Source organism: Trinickia diaoshuihuensis (assembly GCF_003390925.1).
Classification (GTDB): Bacteria; Pseudomonadota; Gammaproteobacteria; order Burkholderiales; family Burkholderiaceae; genus Trinickia; species Trinickia diaoshuihuensis.
In genome coordinates this window covers 1-15,672 of sequence record NZ_QUBS01000076.1, presented here as the reverse complement: position 1 = coordinate 15,672, position 15,672 = coordinate 1, and the positions used below count along the sequence as shown (strand labels likewise).

Sequence of the window (15,672 nt, the reverse complement as noted above, 5' to 3'; positions counted from 1 at the left end):
GTTGAGTCCCAGCCGTAACAATAATTCTTATACCTCGGTGGTTCCATGGATCTGCATTTGCTGGTGTTGTTCTCTGTGGCTTTTACGTCCGCGGTTGCGGTACCGGGGCCGAACGTGGCGTTCGCGGTTGCACAGGCAATCAAGCATGGCCTGAAGACCGCGATCCCGGGCGCATTCGGTTTCGGGCTCGCGACCGCTATTCACGCAACGGTGGTTCTGTCCGGCGTGGGTTTGCTGATACATGACAATCGATGGGTATTGGTCTACTTGCGGTGGATCGGTGCGGTCTATCTGACGTACTTGGCGTTAACGGCGTTCTTCAGCCGCTCGCAACAGCGTGATGGCGCCGCCGGCAACGCGAGCTCGAAGCAAATGTTCGTCAACTCGCTATTGGTCTCGCTGACGAACCCGAAGGGTTGGCTGGCGAGTCTGCTGACCTACCCGAGCTTCATCAGCCCGCGCTTTTCCTACACCAAGCAGGCGATCTCGCTTGGCATTGCGGCGACGGCCATTTCGCTGTCGATCTACGGCGGGTACATGTTTCTCGCGCACAAAGCCCGCCCGGCCTTCAACAACACAACGGCGCTGAACAGAATCACGGCGTTGCTGTACGCGCTCGTTGCGCTAGGCCTCGTTCTTTTTCCTTATTGATGGATGGCATTGCAGACGGCATATCGATCAACAATCCGATAAAAGGATTCCCATGGTCTTTGACTACATCGTTATCGGTGGTGGCAGCGCAGGCGCGATCATCGCCCGACGGCTGGCGGATGCGAATATCGGTTCGGTCGCGCTGATCGAAGCCGGGCCGCGAGACGAGGGTGTTCCGGCGATGATGGACATCTCTAGACTGTTCGAACTCGATTCAAGTACGGACTGGGGGTTCCTCGCTCGCCCCACTCGGCAGTCGAGTCGACACCTGAATTATTCTCGGGCGAAGATGCTGGGCGGATGCGGCAATCACAACGACTGCGCGTACTTGGTGCCGCCGAGAGAGGATTTCGACGCGTGGCGCGAGCTTGGTGGCAAAGGGTGGTCCGGCGCGGATGTGATTCCGTACTTCGATCGCCTCGAAGCACGGATTACCGTGGAGCGCCGCCCGGAAAACCATCCGTTTTCCAAGGCCTTCATCAGGGCCGGAGAAGAGCTCGGGCTTGCGAAGGTCGACTTCAGAAGCAAGGTCGAGCCGGGCATTGGCATGCTGGCGCTGAACGCGCATGGACGCTTCCGCAGTTCGTCGTCCGTTGCTTATCTGCATCCGCTCGCATCGCTGCCGCCGAATCTGGGGATTCTGACGGAGACGCTCGTTAACCGGATCGAATTCACGGACCGAGTGGCCACCGCCTGCATAACGGACAAGGGGCGTATCGCCGCGCGCCGAGAGATTATTCTGTGCGCGGGAGGCATCCAGTCTCCGCAACTCCTGATGGTCTCGGGAATCGGCGACGCCGCCGACCTGCGTGCGCACGATATCGAGGTCGTGCACAACAGCCCAGGCGTGGGCAAGCATCTGCTCGACCACTACACGGTCCCCGTCATCTTCGAAACGGCAACGCCGGTTCCCGATTGGGACATCACGCCTTACGAGGCTGTGGCGATGTTGAAGACCTCGCCGGATGCACGCTCCGCGGACAGCCAAGTGCAGTTCGGAATGACAGCGGGCTGGTTCAACGGCCGATTCGGCGATGAGTATCATCCGTCCGCACCGAAAGGCCGGTCCATCATCGCGCTCGAGCCGAACATTGCGATCAGTCGAAGCCATGGGACCGTGAAGATCACGTCTCCCGACATTCGCATCGCACCGGCGATCGACATGAACTACTTGTCCGACGCTGATCGCTACGACGAAGACGTACTGCTCAGAGCGATCGATTTCTGCCGGCGCATGGGGAAAACGGAAAGCTTCGGCCGGATCGTCACTAAGGAATTACTGCCCGGGCCGGAGGTCGCGGGCGAGGAATTGCTGCGCAACTACATCCGCAATAACTGTCAGACCTACTATCACGCTTCGGGCACCTGCCGGCTGGGCTCCGAGCGTGACCCAGGGGCTGTCCTCACGCCGGATTTGAAGGTGAAGGGCGTCGTGGGGTTGAGAGTTTGCGATGCGTCGGTGTTTCCCGCAATGGTGTCGGTCAATATCAACGCGACGGTCATGATGGTCGGTGAGAAAGCCGCGGACATGATTGTTGACGATGCGAAATAGATTCGCCGAAGCGCCGCTCTGAGAGCAGCGCATAGTCGCACCATCCCTTTCGTGTGATCGACACATAACGGAGTCTGAAAGACCATGCCAATTAGGATTCCTAACGGATTGCCTGCCGTGGCTGCGCTCGAGACGGAAGGCGTTATGGTGATGGACGACGAGCAGCCGGTTTGGGAGCACAAGCGGCCCTTGCGATTCGGCTTGTTGAACTTGATGCCGAACAAGATCAAAACGGAGATCCAGATCGCCCGTTTGCTCGGCGCCACGCCACTGCAGATCGAACTCACGCTGATCAAGATCACCCATTACTCGCCGAAGAACACACCGACGGATCATCTCGTGTCGTTCTATCACGACTGGGCAGAGGTGAGGGCGCAGAAATTCGACGGCTTCATCGTGACCGGCGCGCCGGTCGAAACGCTTCCCTTTGACAAAGTGAGTTACTGGGATGAGCTCGTCAAGATTTTCGATTGGACGCAAACGAACGTTCATAGCTGCCTGAACATATGCTGGGGCGCGCAGGCGGCGATGCATCGCTTTCACGGCATGCCGAAATACGAGCTGAGCAAAAAGGCGTTCGGCGTCTTCCCTCACTACAGCATGGAGGCACGATCTCCCTATCTGCAAGGGTTTTCCGACGAAGTCCATATTCCCGTGTCACGCTGGACCGAGATGCGCAGCGCGGACATTCCGCCGAACAGCGGTGTATCCGTGTTGATGGAATCGCCCGAGACGGGCATGTGCCTTGTTCACGATCCGAAGCATCATTCGCTGCATATGTTCAACCACATCGAGTACGACTCGTACACGCTCGCCGATGAATATTTTCGCGATCGGGCCAGCGGTCGCGAGATCGATGTTCCCAAGCATTACTTCCCTGACGATTCGGACAAGCTTGCGCCGACTAACCGTTGGCGCGGGCATGCGCATCTGCTGTTCGGAAACTGGATCGCTCAGATCTATCAAACCACGCCGACCGAGGTAAGCAGGATCGGCATTGATCGATAACACCGCTGCTATGAGTCTCTCTTTCGACGAATTGAAGGACGCGGTCGCTTCCGGTGTCATCGACACCGTGCTCGTCTGCATGGTGGATATGCAAGGCCGTTTGGTGGGTAAGCGGTTTCATGCCGACTTCTTCGTGAAGCATGGGCATAGGGAAACGCACGCGTGCAATTACCTGTTGGCGAACGACATGGAAATGGAGCCGGTACCCGGCTACGCGAGCGCCAGTTGGGCGGATGGGTATGGCGATTTCGTGCTCAAGCCCGATATCTCGACGTTGCGGAAACTACCCTGGCTCGATGGCACCGCGCTCGTGATATGCGACGTGCTCGATCATCATGAGCGGCCGGTAGCCCATTCACCGAGACAGATTCTGCAACGGCAACTGCGCCGCCTGGCCGATAGGGGACTCAGTGCTTGCTTTGCGTCGGAGCTGGAATTCTATTTGTTCGACGAGACCTACGAAGCGATCTCGGGTAGACGATATGTTGCTCCGGAGACGGCGGGAACCTATAGCCAGGACTATCACATCCTGTCGACGACGCGGCAGGAGTCCGTCATGCGCCCGATCAGGAACGGGTTGCATGACGCTGGGATCGTCGTCGAATGTTCGAAGGGCGAATGGGGTTTGGGGCAGGGCGAAATCAACGTGCGGTATGCCGATCCGCTGGTGATGGCCGATCAGCACACCCTCATCAAGCACGGCAGCAAGGAGATCGCCGCGCAGCATCAGAGGGCGATCACGTATATGGCGAAATGGCGATACGATCAAGCGGGCTCATCGAGCCACATCCATGCATCGCTCTGGTCGCTCGACAAGAAGCCATTGTTTTATGACCCGAACGCGACTTACGGCATGTCACAGTTGATGCGGCACTACGTTGCGGGGCTGCTTAAATATTCGAGAGACATTACGTTGTTTCTTGCTCCGTACATCAACTCGTATAAGCGATTTCAAAGCGGTACGTTCGCGCCCACGAAGGCCGCATGGAGCCGCGACAACCGAACGGCTGGATTTCGTTTGTGTGGGGAAGGTTCCGAGGCGATACGGGTCGAATGTCGCATTGGCGGGGCCGATCTGAATCCGTATCTCGCCTTTGCCGCGTTGCTCGCCGCGGGTCTCGCGGGCATCGATGAGAAACTTGCGCTGCCGGAGCCTTTCGTCGGGGATGCATACCGCGACGATGTGTTGCCGGATATTCCGAAGACGTTGCGCGACGCTATCGACATCAGTTCGAACTCTACGTGGCTGCGAGAGACGCTCGGCGACGAGGTGGTCAGCCACTACGTGCACGCGGCGCGATGGGAGCAGCATGAGTACGATCGGCGGATCACGGACTGGGAACTGGCGCGGGGATTCGAGCGGAGTTGAAGGGGATGGGGGAGACGAAGCGACGCGGCAACTACGTTGACAGATACAGAGCGTGCGCATCACTATTTCGATACTAATAGTCACGCGTGGTAGCAAGATGTTTTATCGACTTGTAAGCTGTATTGCGCTGGTTGCGGCCGGCATATCGTTATCGCTTACGGACACCGCTGCTCACGAGATGTCCTCGTATAGCGGCGGCCTCAAGGTAGCGCCTGCGGTGGAACGAGTCAGGACGGAGGTGCGTGACCTGATGCTCGATGGCGGCGGATACCAACGTGTGCTGTTCTATGGTCCTGAGAGCGGCATGCACGGCATCATCGTTATGTTTCCTGGTGGAACGGGTGATATCGGCATCGAGAGCGACGGCGCGATCAGGCACGAGGACAACTTTGTCGTACGCACACGTGCATTGTGGGCGCATTACGGATACGGTGTCGTAATCGTCGATGCGATCGGCCATCAGTCGATGCGTGGTAAGCGCAGTACGCCGGAATACGCGAATGTGACCCGGGACATTCTGGCTTTCGCACACTCCTTATCGAACGTGCCAGTGTGGGTGATGGGCACAAGCCAAGGATCGATCGCGGCAATGAACGCCGCGGCACATGCGGAACGGCGAGAGCTTGCCGGTGTGATCCTGACGGAGTCTGTGTCGGTATTGGGTAAATCGAAAGAAACGGTATTCGATGCCCATCCTCAGGATGTTCGAGTTCCCGCTCTTATCGTAGCCAATCGCGACGATCGCTGTTGGGTCGCGCCGCCGTCTAAGGCCAAAGAGATAGCGGACGCCATGCCGAATTCGCGTTCGACGGTGCTCTTCGTGGAGGGCGGGGTAGCGAAGTCGTCAAACGAATGCAGTTCATTGACACCGCATGGCTATTGGGAGATCGACGACAAGGTGGTCGGTGATATTGAGAAGTGGATGGCGGGCACCATTGCCGGATCGTAGCACCGATACCGCTTGTAATGCAGGTTCGCATGCTGACGCTATGGCTTGGATTGAGATGCAATCAGTTCACGGAGGCAGCGATAGCATGTCGCGGTAAATATACCGATGGCTGACTCCATTGCCTCCTCATCGGTGAATCGATACGTTTCGCTGCCTTCGAGCACACCGCCCAGTTGAACGACTTCGACGATGTCGTCGTCCAACATGTAGCCGGGGAACTCAATATCTTCAAATGCGAGGGTGAGCGGCCGAACGAGGGGAGCGTTGCCCCAGGTCGCGCGGTCTTTTACGAACTCGAAAAGCGTACGGGAGAGCAACTCGCCGCCCGCGCGCCCATGAATACGGCAAATGACTAGAGGCATTACGGTACCTTTGGTTTGAAGCCGAGCTTCTTCAGAAATTTCGTTTGGCTAGTTTTGAGACAAATTAATACCGCACGTGGGCCGATGAGGCCATCGATTCGAACCGCCCCTTGCCGGATCGCACACTACCAATGCCCCTCAAACCCACTCAGGCCAGCTAATGGTCGAACGAGGGAAACGTTCAAGGACGCCTAAAATTCTATGCCATTTTGTGGAGGTATTCGTTAAAGCATTTGTCGCAGACGGCAGCGAGCGCGTCGCAGACGGTAGCGTATTTCTCCTCAAACTCGGTGTCAAATAGAGCCCCGGCGGGCTCAGGCAGTCCAACCCGGTTCGCATAATCTTTTGAGACAAAATATGAAACGCTCACGCGCCCGTCACCCAGCCAATCTATGTCATACTGAAAAATCTGCAATGCAGGTTGGCCGATGCGAATACCTGCCACGATATCGCTCGAGACATGCACGATTCCAGTGGTGCCATGTGAGCTACACATAATTCTTCCCATCGGTATCCTATTGACGTTGCCCGTTCTTGATCAACCATTTAGCCGTTCTCTCGTTGTTGTCAAGACATCCCGCGCTCCACCCGCTCTCAGGATGTCACCGGCATGCGTCGCGCAGCCATTGGTTTTCTTGTCCACTGATACAAATTAGCGCCGCCAGCGAGCCGGGTCGGATCGTTGATGATAAATCGACCGGTGGCCCGGTCACGGAAGCGATGCCGGTTGTACTGCAGCCCTGTCTCGGGACCATGCTGCTGCACGTGATACCGACGAGGATCGACCTGAGCAGCATATATGCGTCGCGTCACCAAACCAATAATCGTTCGTCTTTAATCTGAGGACCAAAGAATCACCGAGCCCTCGCTGCCTATTCGTCTAAGTAGACCGTGGGACCTATGACCGAAATATGCTGACAACGGAATTCGATTTCTAGCTGATTGCTAGAAAACTGAACTTCGTACCCATGCTCCTCGATCTTTTTGATTGAAAGTCTCACCAAATTGTTGGGGTTCCAGTGATAAAGTTTGAGCTTGTTGATTGCGGCGCAATAGATTCCAAGCCGGCAGCGATTAAAATTCTTCCATTTTTCCGGTGGCCGATCCGGAAGCTGATCGTGTAGGTCGAAGTGTGCGATCAGGGTCTTTCCGTCACGCTTTAGCGATACGTCGAATAGATCGATTTCTTCCGTCGACGGACTATATGTAAATACTCGTCGAAGTAGCTCGGAGCCGGGCAATTCTATAAGGTCCATTACCGTTTCCAAAAAGCCTAATGAGGTCGCGTGCCTGGAACCTTACCAGTTCGCGGGTTTCCACAAGGCTGCGCGCTGAGATGTGGTCGTTGATCACCAATGCCGCCTTCACCAAATCGGTGACCGGCACTGTGATCTTGGATCAAAACAACACGCACAACCCATGCTGGTTGTAGCTGAGTTCCGTCTCTTCGTCGAACTGCTGCCCCTGAAACTGAGTTCGCGAATCAGAGGCCCGATTGTTTCCTCTCGTTCGCCTGCTTACGGGGTACCTACGAGCCCATAGTTGACGCTCTCGATCCGAATCCAATCGCACAAGAACTCCAATACCGTCCCGTTTTCACACGAGATCCGTACAGAGGCGCGATCACCCCTGGAGCCAAGTTCGAATTTATTGATCGCGTTTCTATAACCCCAGTCCCGAAACGACAAGCCACCAACTCCCATGAAGGATAGTTCAATGATGACTTCGTCAAATTGTTGAGGCCAACGTTTCGGATTGACCCTTGGTTTTTCTCTGGTAACGAATTTGGCGGTTAACAAAGGGTCATCACATCTAAAATTAACACCGATAAGCTCGGCTCCATCTAACGATGGAAACTCTCCGTAGAGAGACGTCAAAGCTTGCGGGTTCATCACTTTGCCGTGCGTGGTCATTTTTTGTTCCGACAATTAAAGTAGTAATGATCATTCATCCCGTCTACTGAGCCTGTGCGAGGTCTGTCTTCCGGTCGAACGTTATGGTGCGAGGGCTGATCGCCAACCCCCCCTTCTCCAAACGAATGTCCTGCAGAATGGTCCTGAATGATCACATTCTTGCCATTGACCCGATAGGTCAACTCCCTGGTCATAATCGGCTGTTTGTCATCACCAAGGATCCGGGCGCCCGTCGAGTCAGTCAGTGGAACCATTTTTTGACTGATTGGTTGTTGCGACATCGGGATGCCGAGCTCACGACGAATGTCCCTCAGGCTTGCTCTGCGGAACTTACTGCATGGATCGCAGGGGCAACGTGCAAGCCCGAGTGGATCTATCCACTGAGTCGGATTAGGCGCGTGTTGATAAATATTCAAGCCGCCTGCAAGGCCGATAGGATCAGCGGAGACGAACCTGCCACTGCTCGGATCGTAATACCGATACCGGTTGTAATGCAGTCCCGTCTCAGGGTCCACTTGCTGACCTTGAAACCTAACAACATTCCTACCCACCACCCCCGCCGCCTTCGACGCGCGAGCGATAACCTCCTGCGTTTCCCCCCAAGCCTTATACGTCGCTTCCCACACCACGTCGCCCAGCTCGTCCGTCATCATATACGGCGTGCCGATCTGGTCACAGTGGTAGTAAAACACATGCGCCTTCTCACCCGCCTGCGCCACCCGCTGCAGCGGATCTTCCTCAGGCAGATACCGATTCTCGTCCCGCCAAACCGGCGTCTCAACGCCCCGCACCGGCGAGCCCGTCACAAACTGCGCCAGCGGCACAAACGAGCCCGCTTCATAAACGTAATGCGTACTCCCGCCCTCGGTGCTTTCATACGCGAGCGTATCGCCGTCCCATCCGAACAGCGTCTGCTCTCCGTTCACCGCCTTGGCGATACGCCGGCCCAGTGCGTCATAAAAATAACTCGCCGCAACGCGCCGATCGCCTTCCTTGACCATCGCCGTCGACAGACGATTGAATTCATCCCACTCGTACTTCTGCTCGCCCTGGGGCGTGCGCTTAGCAACCAGATTCCCGCGCGCGTCATACGAAAAATGCATGCCCGCATACTGCTTGAGCAGATTGCCGAGAATCTTCGGCACCTCTTGCGGCAGCGTGCTTTCCTCACGCGGCTTGAACACGACAGGCACCGAATGCGGCGCATTGGTGCTCTTCGCATCGACGATATTGCTCGCCGGGTCGAACGCGAACCGCTCGCGGCTCCACGGGCTCGCCGCTTCGATCAAACGTCCCACCGGGTCATACCGATAGTCGATATACCCCTTGTTGCTGTCCTCGATTTGCGTCAATTGCCCGGCGGCGTCGTAACGGTATCGCCGATCGACCACAGGCATCGGCGCCTTCTCCCGCTGCAGCGCCGTTTGAACCACGCGCCCGGCCGGATCATAAACAGTGCGATGCCCCAAACGGCTGCTCAGCGTCCGCTGCGTCTCGCGATGCAGGTCGTCGCGTTCGAACTGAATTCGCTCTTCACCGTCGAGCAGCATGCCGTGCACATGGCCCGAGCCATACGTGAGCCAATCGACTGCATGCCCATCGGGCCGCACGGTCTTGATCCGATTGCCGAGTTCGTCGTACTGGTGGTGCCAAACATAACTACGCGCTTGATCGAAGACCGTATAAGCATGATGCTCGCGCACCAAGTTACCCACCGGATCGAAGAACCGCTGCACCTTGCTATAGCGGTTTTGCGCATCGATGAGCCGTCCGCTTTGGTCGTAAGCAAAACGTTCTTCGCTGGCACCGGAACTGCGCTTGGCCAGGCGCCCGCCCATGTCGTATTCGAGTTCGGTGACTTGGCCCGCTTCGTCGATCGAGGTCAGCCGTCCGCTGGCCGCATCGTAGCTGTAGCGCGTCGTCTTGCCGTCGAAGGCGACTTCCTCGAGCAATCGGCCCACCGGGTCGTAACGGAAGCGATAAGCGGCCCCGTTGGCATCGGTGAGCGTCGTCAATCGCCCGAGCAAATCGTAGCGATAGGAGATCGACTGATCGAGCGCATCGGTACGGTTGGAGATTCGCCCAGCCGTGTCGTAGTGATAGCGTGTGTTGCGCCCAAGCGGATCGGTGTGACCGCGCAGTCGGCCCTCGGCGTCGTATTGAATCTTCTCGATCCCAGCCGGCGACTGCACTTGCGCCAATTGCCCGTTCTCGTCATAGGCATACTTCGTCGTATTGCCGGCTGCATCGGTCGTTTCCGCGAGCCGGCCATCGGCGTCGTATTTCCACTTCGTCGTCTTGCCCGAGCAATCGGTGTAGCGCGTCAGTTGCCCCGCGTCGTCGTACGCAAGCTGTTTGACGCCGCCTTTCGCATCCTTGACCTTGATGACGAGCCCTTGCGCGTTGTACCCGTATTCGGTCTTGTGCCCCAGCGGATCGATCTGCTCGGTGAGATTGCCCTTGTCGTCGTACGCTTGCCGCCACACGTTCCCGTGCGGATCGGTGAGCGCCACCATCTGGGATTTGCTGTCGTAGGCCATCTCCACGACGCTGCCGTCCACGCGGCGGTGCCGAATCAAGTTGCCGCGCGCGTCGTACTCCATTTGCTCGACGCTGCCGTCGCGGTGAATGTATTCGGTGAGCTTGTCGTTCGCGTCGCGATACATCCACTCTTCGCTGCCGTCGGGATGAACGATGCGGAAGGTGTACCCCTTGATGTCGAAGTCGTGTCGCGTGACCTGGCCCAACGCATCGGTCACCTCCACGCGGCGAAGCGTCGGATGCCACGAGAGCCGAACTTCATCGCTGCCGTCGTCGCGCCATTCGCGAATGCACTTGGACTTGGGATCGACGCCGTCCCATTCGAGATTCATCGCGCGTCCGGTGCGATCCGTATAACGCGTCACCAGGTGATGCTTGTATTGATACTGGCGCTTGTTGCCGTATCGATCGGCGGCGCCGACCAAGTCGTTATTCGCGTCGTACGTATAGCGCGCGAGCTTGGCCACAAGCTCGCCGTTGGCATCGTATTGCCCGGCTTCGACGATGCGTGAACGATCGTCGTACTTGAACGCCACTTGCGTATGCGCGGTGACCAGGCGGAATAGTCGCCCGTGCTCGTCGTAACCGAGCGCAATCTGGTTGCCTCGGCGATCGCGGATCAGCGACAGCCGAAACCGGTCGCCGTGCTTCTCGAACAATTCGAGCAACTCATGCCCGCGCGTCAGCGCAAGCTGATGCTCGTCGATCCGTTTAAGGGTGAAGTCCTCGGAAATATTGTCGTGCGCTTGGCCGGGCTCGAGCAGCGGACACTGGATGCTGCGTCCCGCCGCGTCGTGATAGACGAGTTTCGATTCGTTCTCATCGATGTCGAAACGGGTTGTGTAAGGCGTAATCCATCGCGCACCCAAAGGCCCGTGTGCGTCGTTAGCGTCGAAGAACGACCGATAAGTGCGCTGCCAAACGATCGGCATGGCGCCGCCGATCGAAAAGTCGAGGTGTTCGATCGTCTCGTCGCCGAGCGCGAAGCCCACCGATGCATGCGTCCCTTGCGCCGGCGAGGGAACGGGGCAGTGGAGGTTGCAGTTCGAGGCGCCAGGATGTTCGGCCGGCGCGGTATGCCCAATGCTGTCCGCCGCTCCCTCGGGTCGCTTCTCTTGGACACGCGTCTTGCCTTGCGACGGAACGCCCGCCGCATGGTGCACGTCCTTGCTCTTGCGCCAACGCTGAACGCCTTGTTCGGCGATTTGAATAACCCAGCCGATATGACCGACATCGGTACCGTTCAAACCGCGAATGCGCGCCTTCACTTCGGGAATGCGCGTGCGCAAATCGTCGGCGATTACCTTCAGATCGTGGCCGTAATTCGGATTCGCGAACTTGGCGACTTGCGTCGCGGCATTGATCGTCCCCTTGGCTTCGATCTTCGCCCAATCGGCAACCAGGCCGAAGAGTCCATGCAACGCTTGCTTTGCGTCGTAAGCAACGAAGCCCGCCGCCACCTCGTTCGCATGGCGCTCGGCTGCATGCACGTTACCGACTACGCTAAGCGATTTCTCTCCGGCAACTTTTAGGAACAAATCGGCGAGGCCGGTCATCAAGTCGCCGATGAGCGTCGCGCACTTCTCGAGCATGTCCGCTAGCGCATTCTTCACCAGCGTCAAAAACGATTCGATTTCGCCGGCATAGCGCGCGTTCAGATTCGCGACCAGCGCATCGATAATCGCGGTGCCCAGGACTTGCGCTCCCCCTTCGAGCGCGGCCTTTCCGCTCTGTGCAATCTTCTCACGGACGAGTTTGAGCAGCGGCCGCGCGCCGATCCGCAACTCGGCGGTACCGGGCGGGAAGGGCACGACGCCGATCAGATCCATGCCGAGGTTCAACCAATCGAACGCGTCCAGCGGTCGATTGCCGTGCTGGATCATCGCTTTGATGTCGGCGATGACATCGACGGCGGCGAAGATGTTCGCCAAAACCGGTACGTTCCGCGCCACGGTGTCCAGCCGATCGATCGTAATGAGCCCGTTGCTGATGCTCTGCAGCCAAACGTCCAACTCGTGCACGGCCGAAGAGACATCTTTCGGATCGATTTTGATCAGCGGCGATACGAACGTGTCGGTCGGCTTGGGTAGAAGTACGGTCGCTTCGGCCATGGCGATTGATTGTGCTTGTTCTTGAATAAGTTCGGAGTGCCGACGTCAGCTCAGTTTCGGTACGGCGAATGAGCCGAGCCCGCTTTGCGCAACATGTCCGAGCGCAGGGAGCGCGGAACCGATTTGTCCAGCGTGCGAAAGGGCGGTTTGCGCGCCTGAGGGCAATACCTTGGCGAGCGCTTGTTCGGCGAAGCTCATGCCCTGGCCGGTCGCCATGCCTTTGAGCGACGACAATCCGTCGCTCGCCTGCGCGGCAAAGCCCGCGGCGCCTTTCGTAGCGCCGCCTGCCGGCATCAAGCTCTGCATTTGATCGTTGGCCGCCGCCGTTGCCGTATCGCCGGCATCGGGCGCATCTTCTTGCGGCCACTTCGGCACCTTGAATTTGCTGGCCTCTTGATCCTGCATGCGAGGATCCTCGCCAAACTTGACCTTCACGACACCGGGCGGCAGTCCGCTCACGATCGTCTTTCCGCTGGCATCGAGCGAGCCCTGTTTCAGTAGCGCGCCGCTCGAGTCGAATACGGAAAAGGCCCCGGTTTTCACGGCTTCGCCGTTCGCGTACTGATGCAGGAGTTCCAACTGGCCCGGCGCATCGGGGCGCGCCGAAGGCAACGGGTATCCCATGCTCGCGGGGCCGGCGAACTGCCGCTGAGCACCCTTCACATCGACGTTGCCGGGCCCGTGCACTTCGATGTTGCCGCCGGCGATCTTGATATACGCACCGCCGCTCGTCAGCACGATGCCTTGGTCGGAAGCGACTTCGATGCGATCGGTCGTGGAGATGACCTTCAACCCTTGCTGCGCGGTGAGCTCGATGTTGTCCGACTGCGCTTGTAGTTCGACCTTGCCGTTCGCGGCGAATAGCTTCATGCCGGAGTTTTGCACGAAGAGGCTAAGCTTCTCGCCCATGCTCGCCAGCAACGATTTGCTCGTGGCGACGTGCATGCTTTGTCCGCTCACGAAATTGACGTGATCCGTCGCCGAGACGTGAACCGATTGCTGAGTCGATAGGCCGATGCCGGCCGGGCTGCCGAACAACATGACGGGTTGATCGAAGCCGTTGGCATTGCCGGTGCCGCCGCCGGCCGTGCGTCCGTCGCCCCCCGCGGCGCCCGGCACGCTCTTGCGCGTCGCATCGGTGTAAGCGCGTATCGCTTCGTAGCCGTCTTGCAGGCTTTCGGCTTGATGGTGCTCGCTCGTGCGCGACATCGCCTGCATCACGCTGTGCGCACTGTTCAATTGACTCTGCGGTTCGGCGACGTCGAGTGGTTGGCTCGCTTGCGATTTGGCGTAGGTGGAGACGTAAAGCCCCTGTCCCGCGCGGATTGCGCCGTGCGCGGCCGATTTCAAATCGAAGCCCGTGCCTGAGTAGGCACCGCGCGTGTTATTCGTGTGATCGACGAGATATCCGAGATGCAGGTGCGAATCGGCGCTCGTCGTATAGAGGTGGACGCGGTTTTGCCCGGTGGCATCGTCCATCACGAGCTGATTGAATCCGCTGCCCGCATACTCTTTCGATCGGAATCCCGAGAGCAATCCGTGGGTGTGCCACGTCGGCGGCGTGGGGCCGCCATGCATGCGTCCAAGAATGACGGGGCGGTCGCAATCGCCCTCCATGAAGCCGACGACGACTTCGTCGCCTTTCCGTAACGGATAGTGGCCGCCGCGATCGCCGCCCGCATCGGGGAACGCGGCGCGTACCCAAACGGAGGCGCCCTCGTCGCCCTCGTTGCGCCGATTCCACGGGAACCAGACCTTCACGCGGTTTAGCGCATCGGTATAGATCTCTTCGTCGTTGGGACCGGCGACGATGCCTGTTTGCAGTCCCAAAAGAGGTTTCCGATGTTCGAGTGGACTGCGATAGGGCGTACGCCGGGCTTGTGCCTCGATCTCGACTTGAAAGAAGCCTGCGCTGCCGTCGGGGTGTTTGACGGTCACGCCATCGACGCTGGTCGACGCGACGTGAACGATCTCCGATTGCAGGCTTTCGGGAAAGTCCGCTACGCCGTCCATTCCCGGCAGGTTGTTGCGGATCGTCCAAGTGGCGGCGAGGATGACGAATTCCCGGTCTTGCTGCGCTTCGCGATCGTGAACGGGATGACCCGTCAACGTGAACCAATAGCCGGGGCTCGCGTAACGCACGCTGCCGATGCCGTGGTAGCGCGTGGCTTGCGACTGCCAGGCTTCGGTTCGCACGCTCGCTTGGTGGGTGCCGCGCTCGCTTGCGCCCCACGTGTAGGCGCCGGTGTAGTCGTACACCTCGCCTTGCGCCGGAATGGCATCGTTCGAGTCGATCACGCTGACCATTTGTTTCGGCAAATCCGGGCGCTTGTAGTCGAACGTGCGCGTGGTCAGCTTCGCGCTTTGGATTTGCTGCTGCGCTTTCCACTGCGTCAGGCCATCGGCTTCCTCACGCAATCCCGCACGGCGAAACTCGATCGTATCGGGCGCGAGCTGAGGCAAGGCGAAGGCGTCGTCCATCAGCACGAGCGTATGCGACTTGCCGTCGCCCGCCTGTTCGAAGCGGCTAAAAACGCCGGCCTCTTCCAAGCTGCGTTGAACGAAGTCCCAGTCGTATTCCCATTGCACGCGGTTCGAATACTGCGGCATCGGCTGCCGCAAATCGAATCGATAGGCTCCGCGCGCTTGCGGATGCTGCTCGAAGACGTCGGCAACGATCTGTTCGCCCGCTTGTTCCTGCCAATCACGCATATCGCGGCGCAGCCGTAGGAAATAAAGCCACGACGAAAATCTCAACTGATAAAAAGTGAGCGTTCCGTCCGTCCCTAGCCGGCTGAATGCATGGACATAGCCGTGTTGGGGCAAATAGCCGCCGTCGGTTTGCTGCAGCCACAGCGTCACGGCTTGGCCGATCAGCGAGTCGAGTTTGATTTCGTTACCGCGGATGGAGGCGGCGTCGACAATGAATTCGTAATCGCGCCCAAGCCGCGCATTGCCCTTAGCCTGTAGCGGCACGAGCCAATCGGCGCCTAGCGGCGTATCGAGTTTAATGAGCCGATTGCGTTGGGCAGCGCCATAGTAAAGGGCGTCGAAAAGCGTATTGGACTTCATGCCGCCATTCCTTGGAAAGCGAAGCTGCATCATCGGCAGCGCGAGGCGAGATTTTAATGGAGCTAACGTCAATAGTGGTGTATGAACAAATTGACGGCGATCGATTTCAAGCGGCGAGTTTCTGCTGAACCGGCCGATCGTCTT

Annotated in this window: 13 protein-coding genes; 5 read left to right on the top strand and 8 right to left on the bottom strand. The window is 58.3% G+C overall.

Going from position 1 to position 15,672, the window contains the following annotated elements; translation table 11 throughout:
- Positions 1–45: 45 nt before the first annotated feature.
- The 5 genes from DXT59_RS15665 to DXT59_RS15645 all read left to right on the top strand — a co-directional run bounded on the left by DXT59_RS15665 (position 46) and on the right by DXT59_RS15645 (position 5,529).
- The gene (locus tag DXT59_RS15665) at positions 46–651 is read left to right on the top strand and encodes a LysE family translocator (RefSeq protein WP_116137806.1); all 606 of its coding nucleotides are present in this window, start codon (positions 46–48) and stop codon (positions 649–651) included.
- A 52-nt stretch (positions 652–703) separates the two neighbouring features.
- Positions 704–2,203, top strand: coding sequence for a GMC family oxidoreductase (locus DXT59_RS15660; RefSeq protein WP_116137805.1), 1,500 nt, complete (start codon positions 704–706; stop codon positions 2,201–2,203).
- Positions 2,204–2,287: 84 nt separating this feature from the next.
- Positions 2,288–3,211, top strand: a complete 924-nt coding sequence (locus tag DXT59_RS15655; protein WP_116137804.1) for a homoserine O-succinyltransferase — start codon at positions 2,288–2,290, stop codon at positions 3,209–3,211.
- 10 nt (positions 3,212–3,221) lie between these two features.
- On the top strand, positions 3,222–4,580 hold the full coding sequence (locus tag DXT59_RS15650; protein ID WP_116137803.1) for a glutamine synthetase family protein: 1,359 nt from the start codon (positions 3,222–3,224) through the stop codon (positions 4,578–4,580).
- Positions 4,581–4,818: 238 nt separating this feature from the next.
- A complete protein-coding gene (locus tag DXT59_RS15645) occupies positions 4,819–5,529 on the top strand; it encodes a serine aminopeptidase domain-containing protein (RefSeq protein ID WP_240324531.1) in 711 nt (236 codons plus the stop codon).
- Between the two features lie 38 nt (positions 5,530–5,567).
- On the opposite strand, the gene DXT59_RS15640 is transcribed toward DXT59_RS15645, so the two are convergent.
- The 8 genes from DXT59_RS15640 to DXT59_RS15605 all read right to left on the bottom strand — a co-directional run bounded on the left by DXT59_RS15640 (position 5,568) and on the right by DXT59_RS15605 (position 15,528).
- Positions 5,568–5,891 (bottom strand): hypothetical protein, encoded by a 324-nt coding sequence (locus DXT59_RS15640; RefSeq protein WP_116137802.1) that lies wholly within the window; start codon positions 5,889–5,891, stop codon positions 5,568–5,570.
- Between the two features lie 199 nt (positions 5,892–6,090).
- Complete coding sequence (locus DXT59_RS15635; protein WP_240324530.1) at positions 6,091–6,336, bottom strand: hypothetical protein; 246 nt, start codon at positions 6,334–6,336, stop codon at positions 6,091–6,093.
- Between the two features lie 149 nt (positions 6,337–6,485).
- Positions 6,486–6,704 (bottom strand): RHS repeat-associated core domain-containing protein, encoded by a 219-nt coding sequence (locus tag DXT59_RS15630; RefSeq protein WP_275895782.1) that lies wholly within the window; start codon positions 6,702–6,704, stop codon positions 6,486–6,488.
- Positions 6,705–6,763: 59 nt separating this feature from the next.
- Positions 6,764–7,147: an Imm50 family immunity protein gene (locus tag DXT59_RS31590; RefSeq protein WP_116137799.1), complete on the bottom strand. Its 384-nt coding sequence runs from the start codon at positions 7,145–7,147 to the stop codon at positions 6,764–6,766.
- 17 nt (positions 7,148–7,164) lie between these two features.
- Complete coding sequence (locus tag DXT59_RS31585) at positions 7,165–7,305, bottom strand: HNH/endonuclease VII fold putative polymorphic toxin (RefSeq protein ID WP_116137798.1); 141 nt, start codon at positions 7,303–7,305, stop codon at positions 7,165–7,167.
- A 103-nt stretch (positions 7,306–7,408) separates the two neighbouring features.
- Entirely contained in the window at positions 7,409–7,804 is a 396-nt protein-coding gene (locus tag DXT59_RS15615; protein WP_240324529.1) for an immunity 50 family protein, read from the bottom strand.
- Entirely contained in the window at positions 7,801–12,456 is a 4,656-nt protein-coding gene (locus DXT59_RS15610) for an RHS repeat-associated core domain-containing protein (RefSeq protein ID WP_116137797.1), read from the bottom strand. Before DXT59_RS15610 ends, DXT59_RS15615 begins: the two co-directional genes overlap by 4 nt.
- Positions 12,457–12,501: 45 nt before the next feature.
- On the bottom strand, positions 12,502–15,528 hold the full coding sequence (locus tag DXT59_RS15605) for a type VI secretion system Vgr family protein (RefSeq protein WP_116137796.1): 3,027 nt from the start codon (positions 15,526–15,528) through the stop codon (positions 12,502–12,504).
- Positions 15,529–15,672 lie beyond the last annotated feature (144 nt).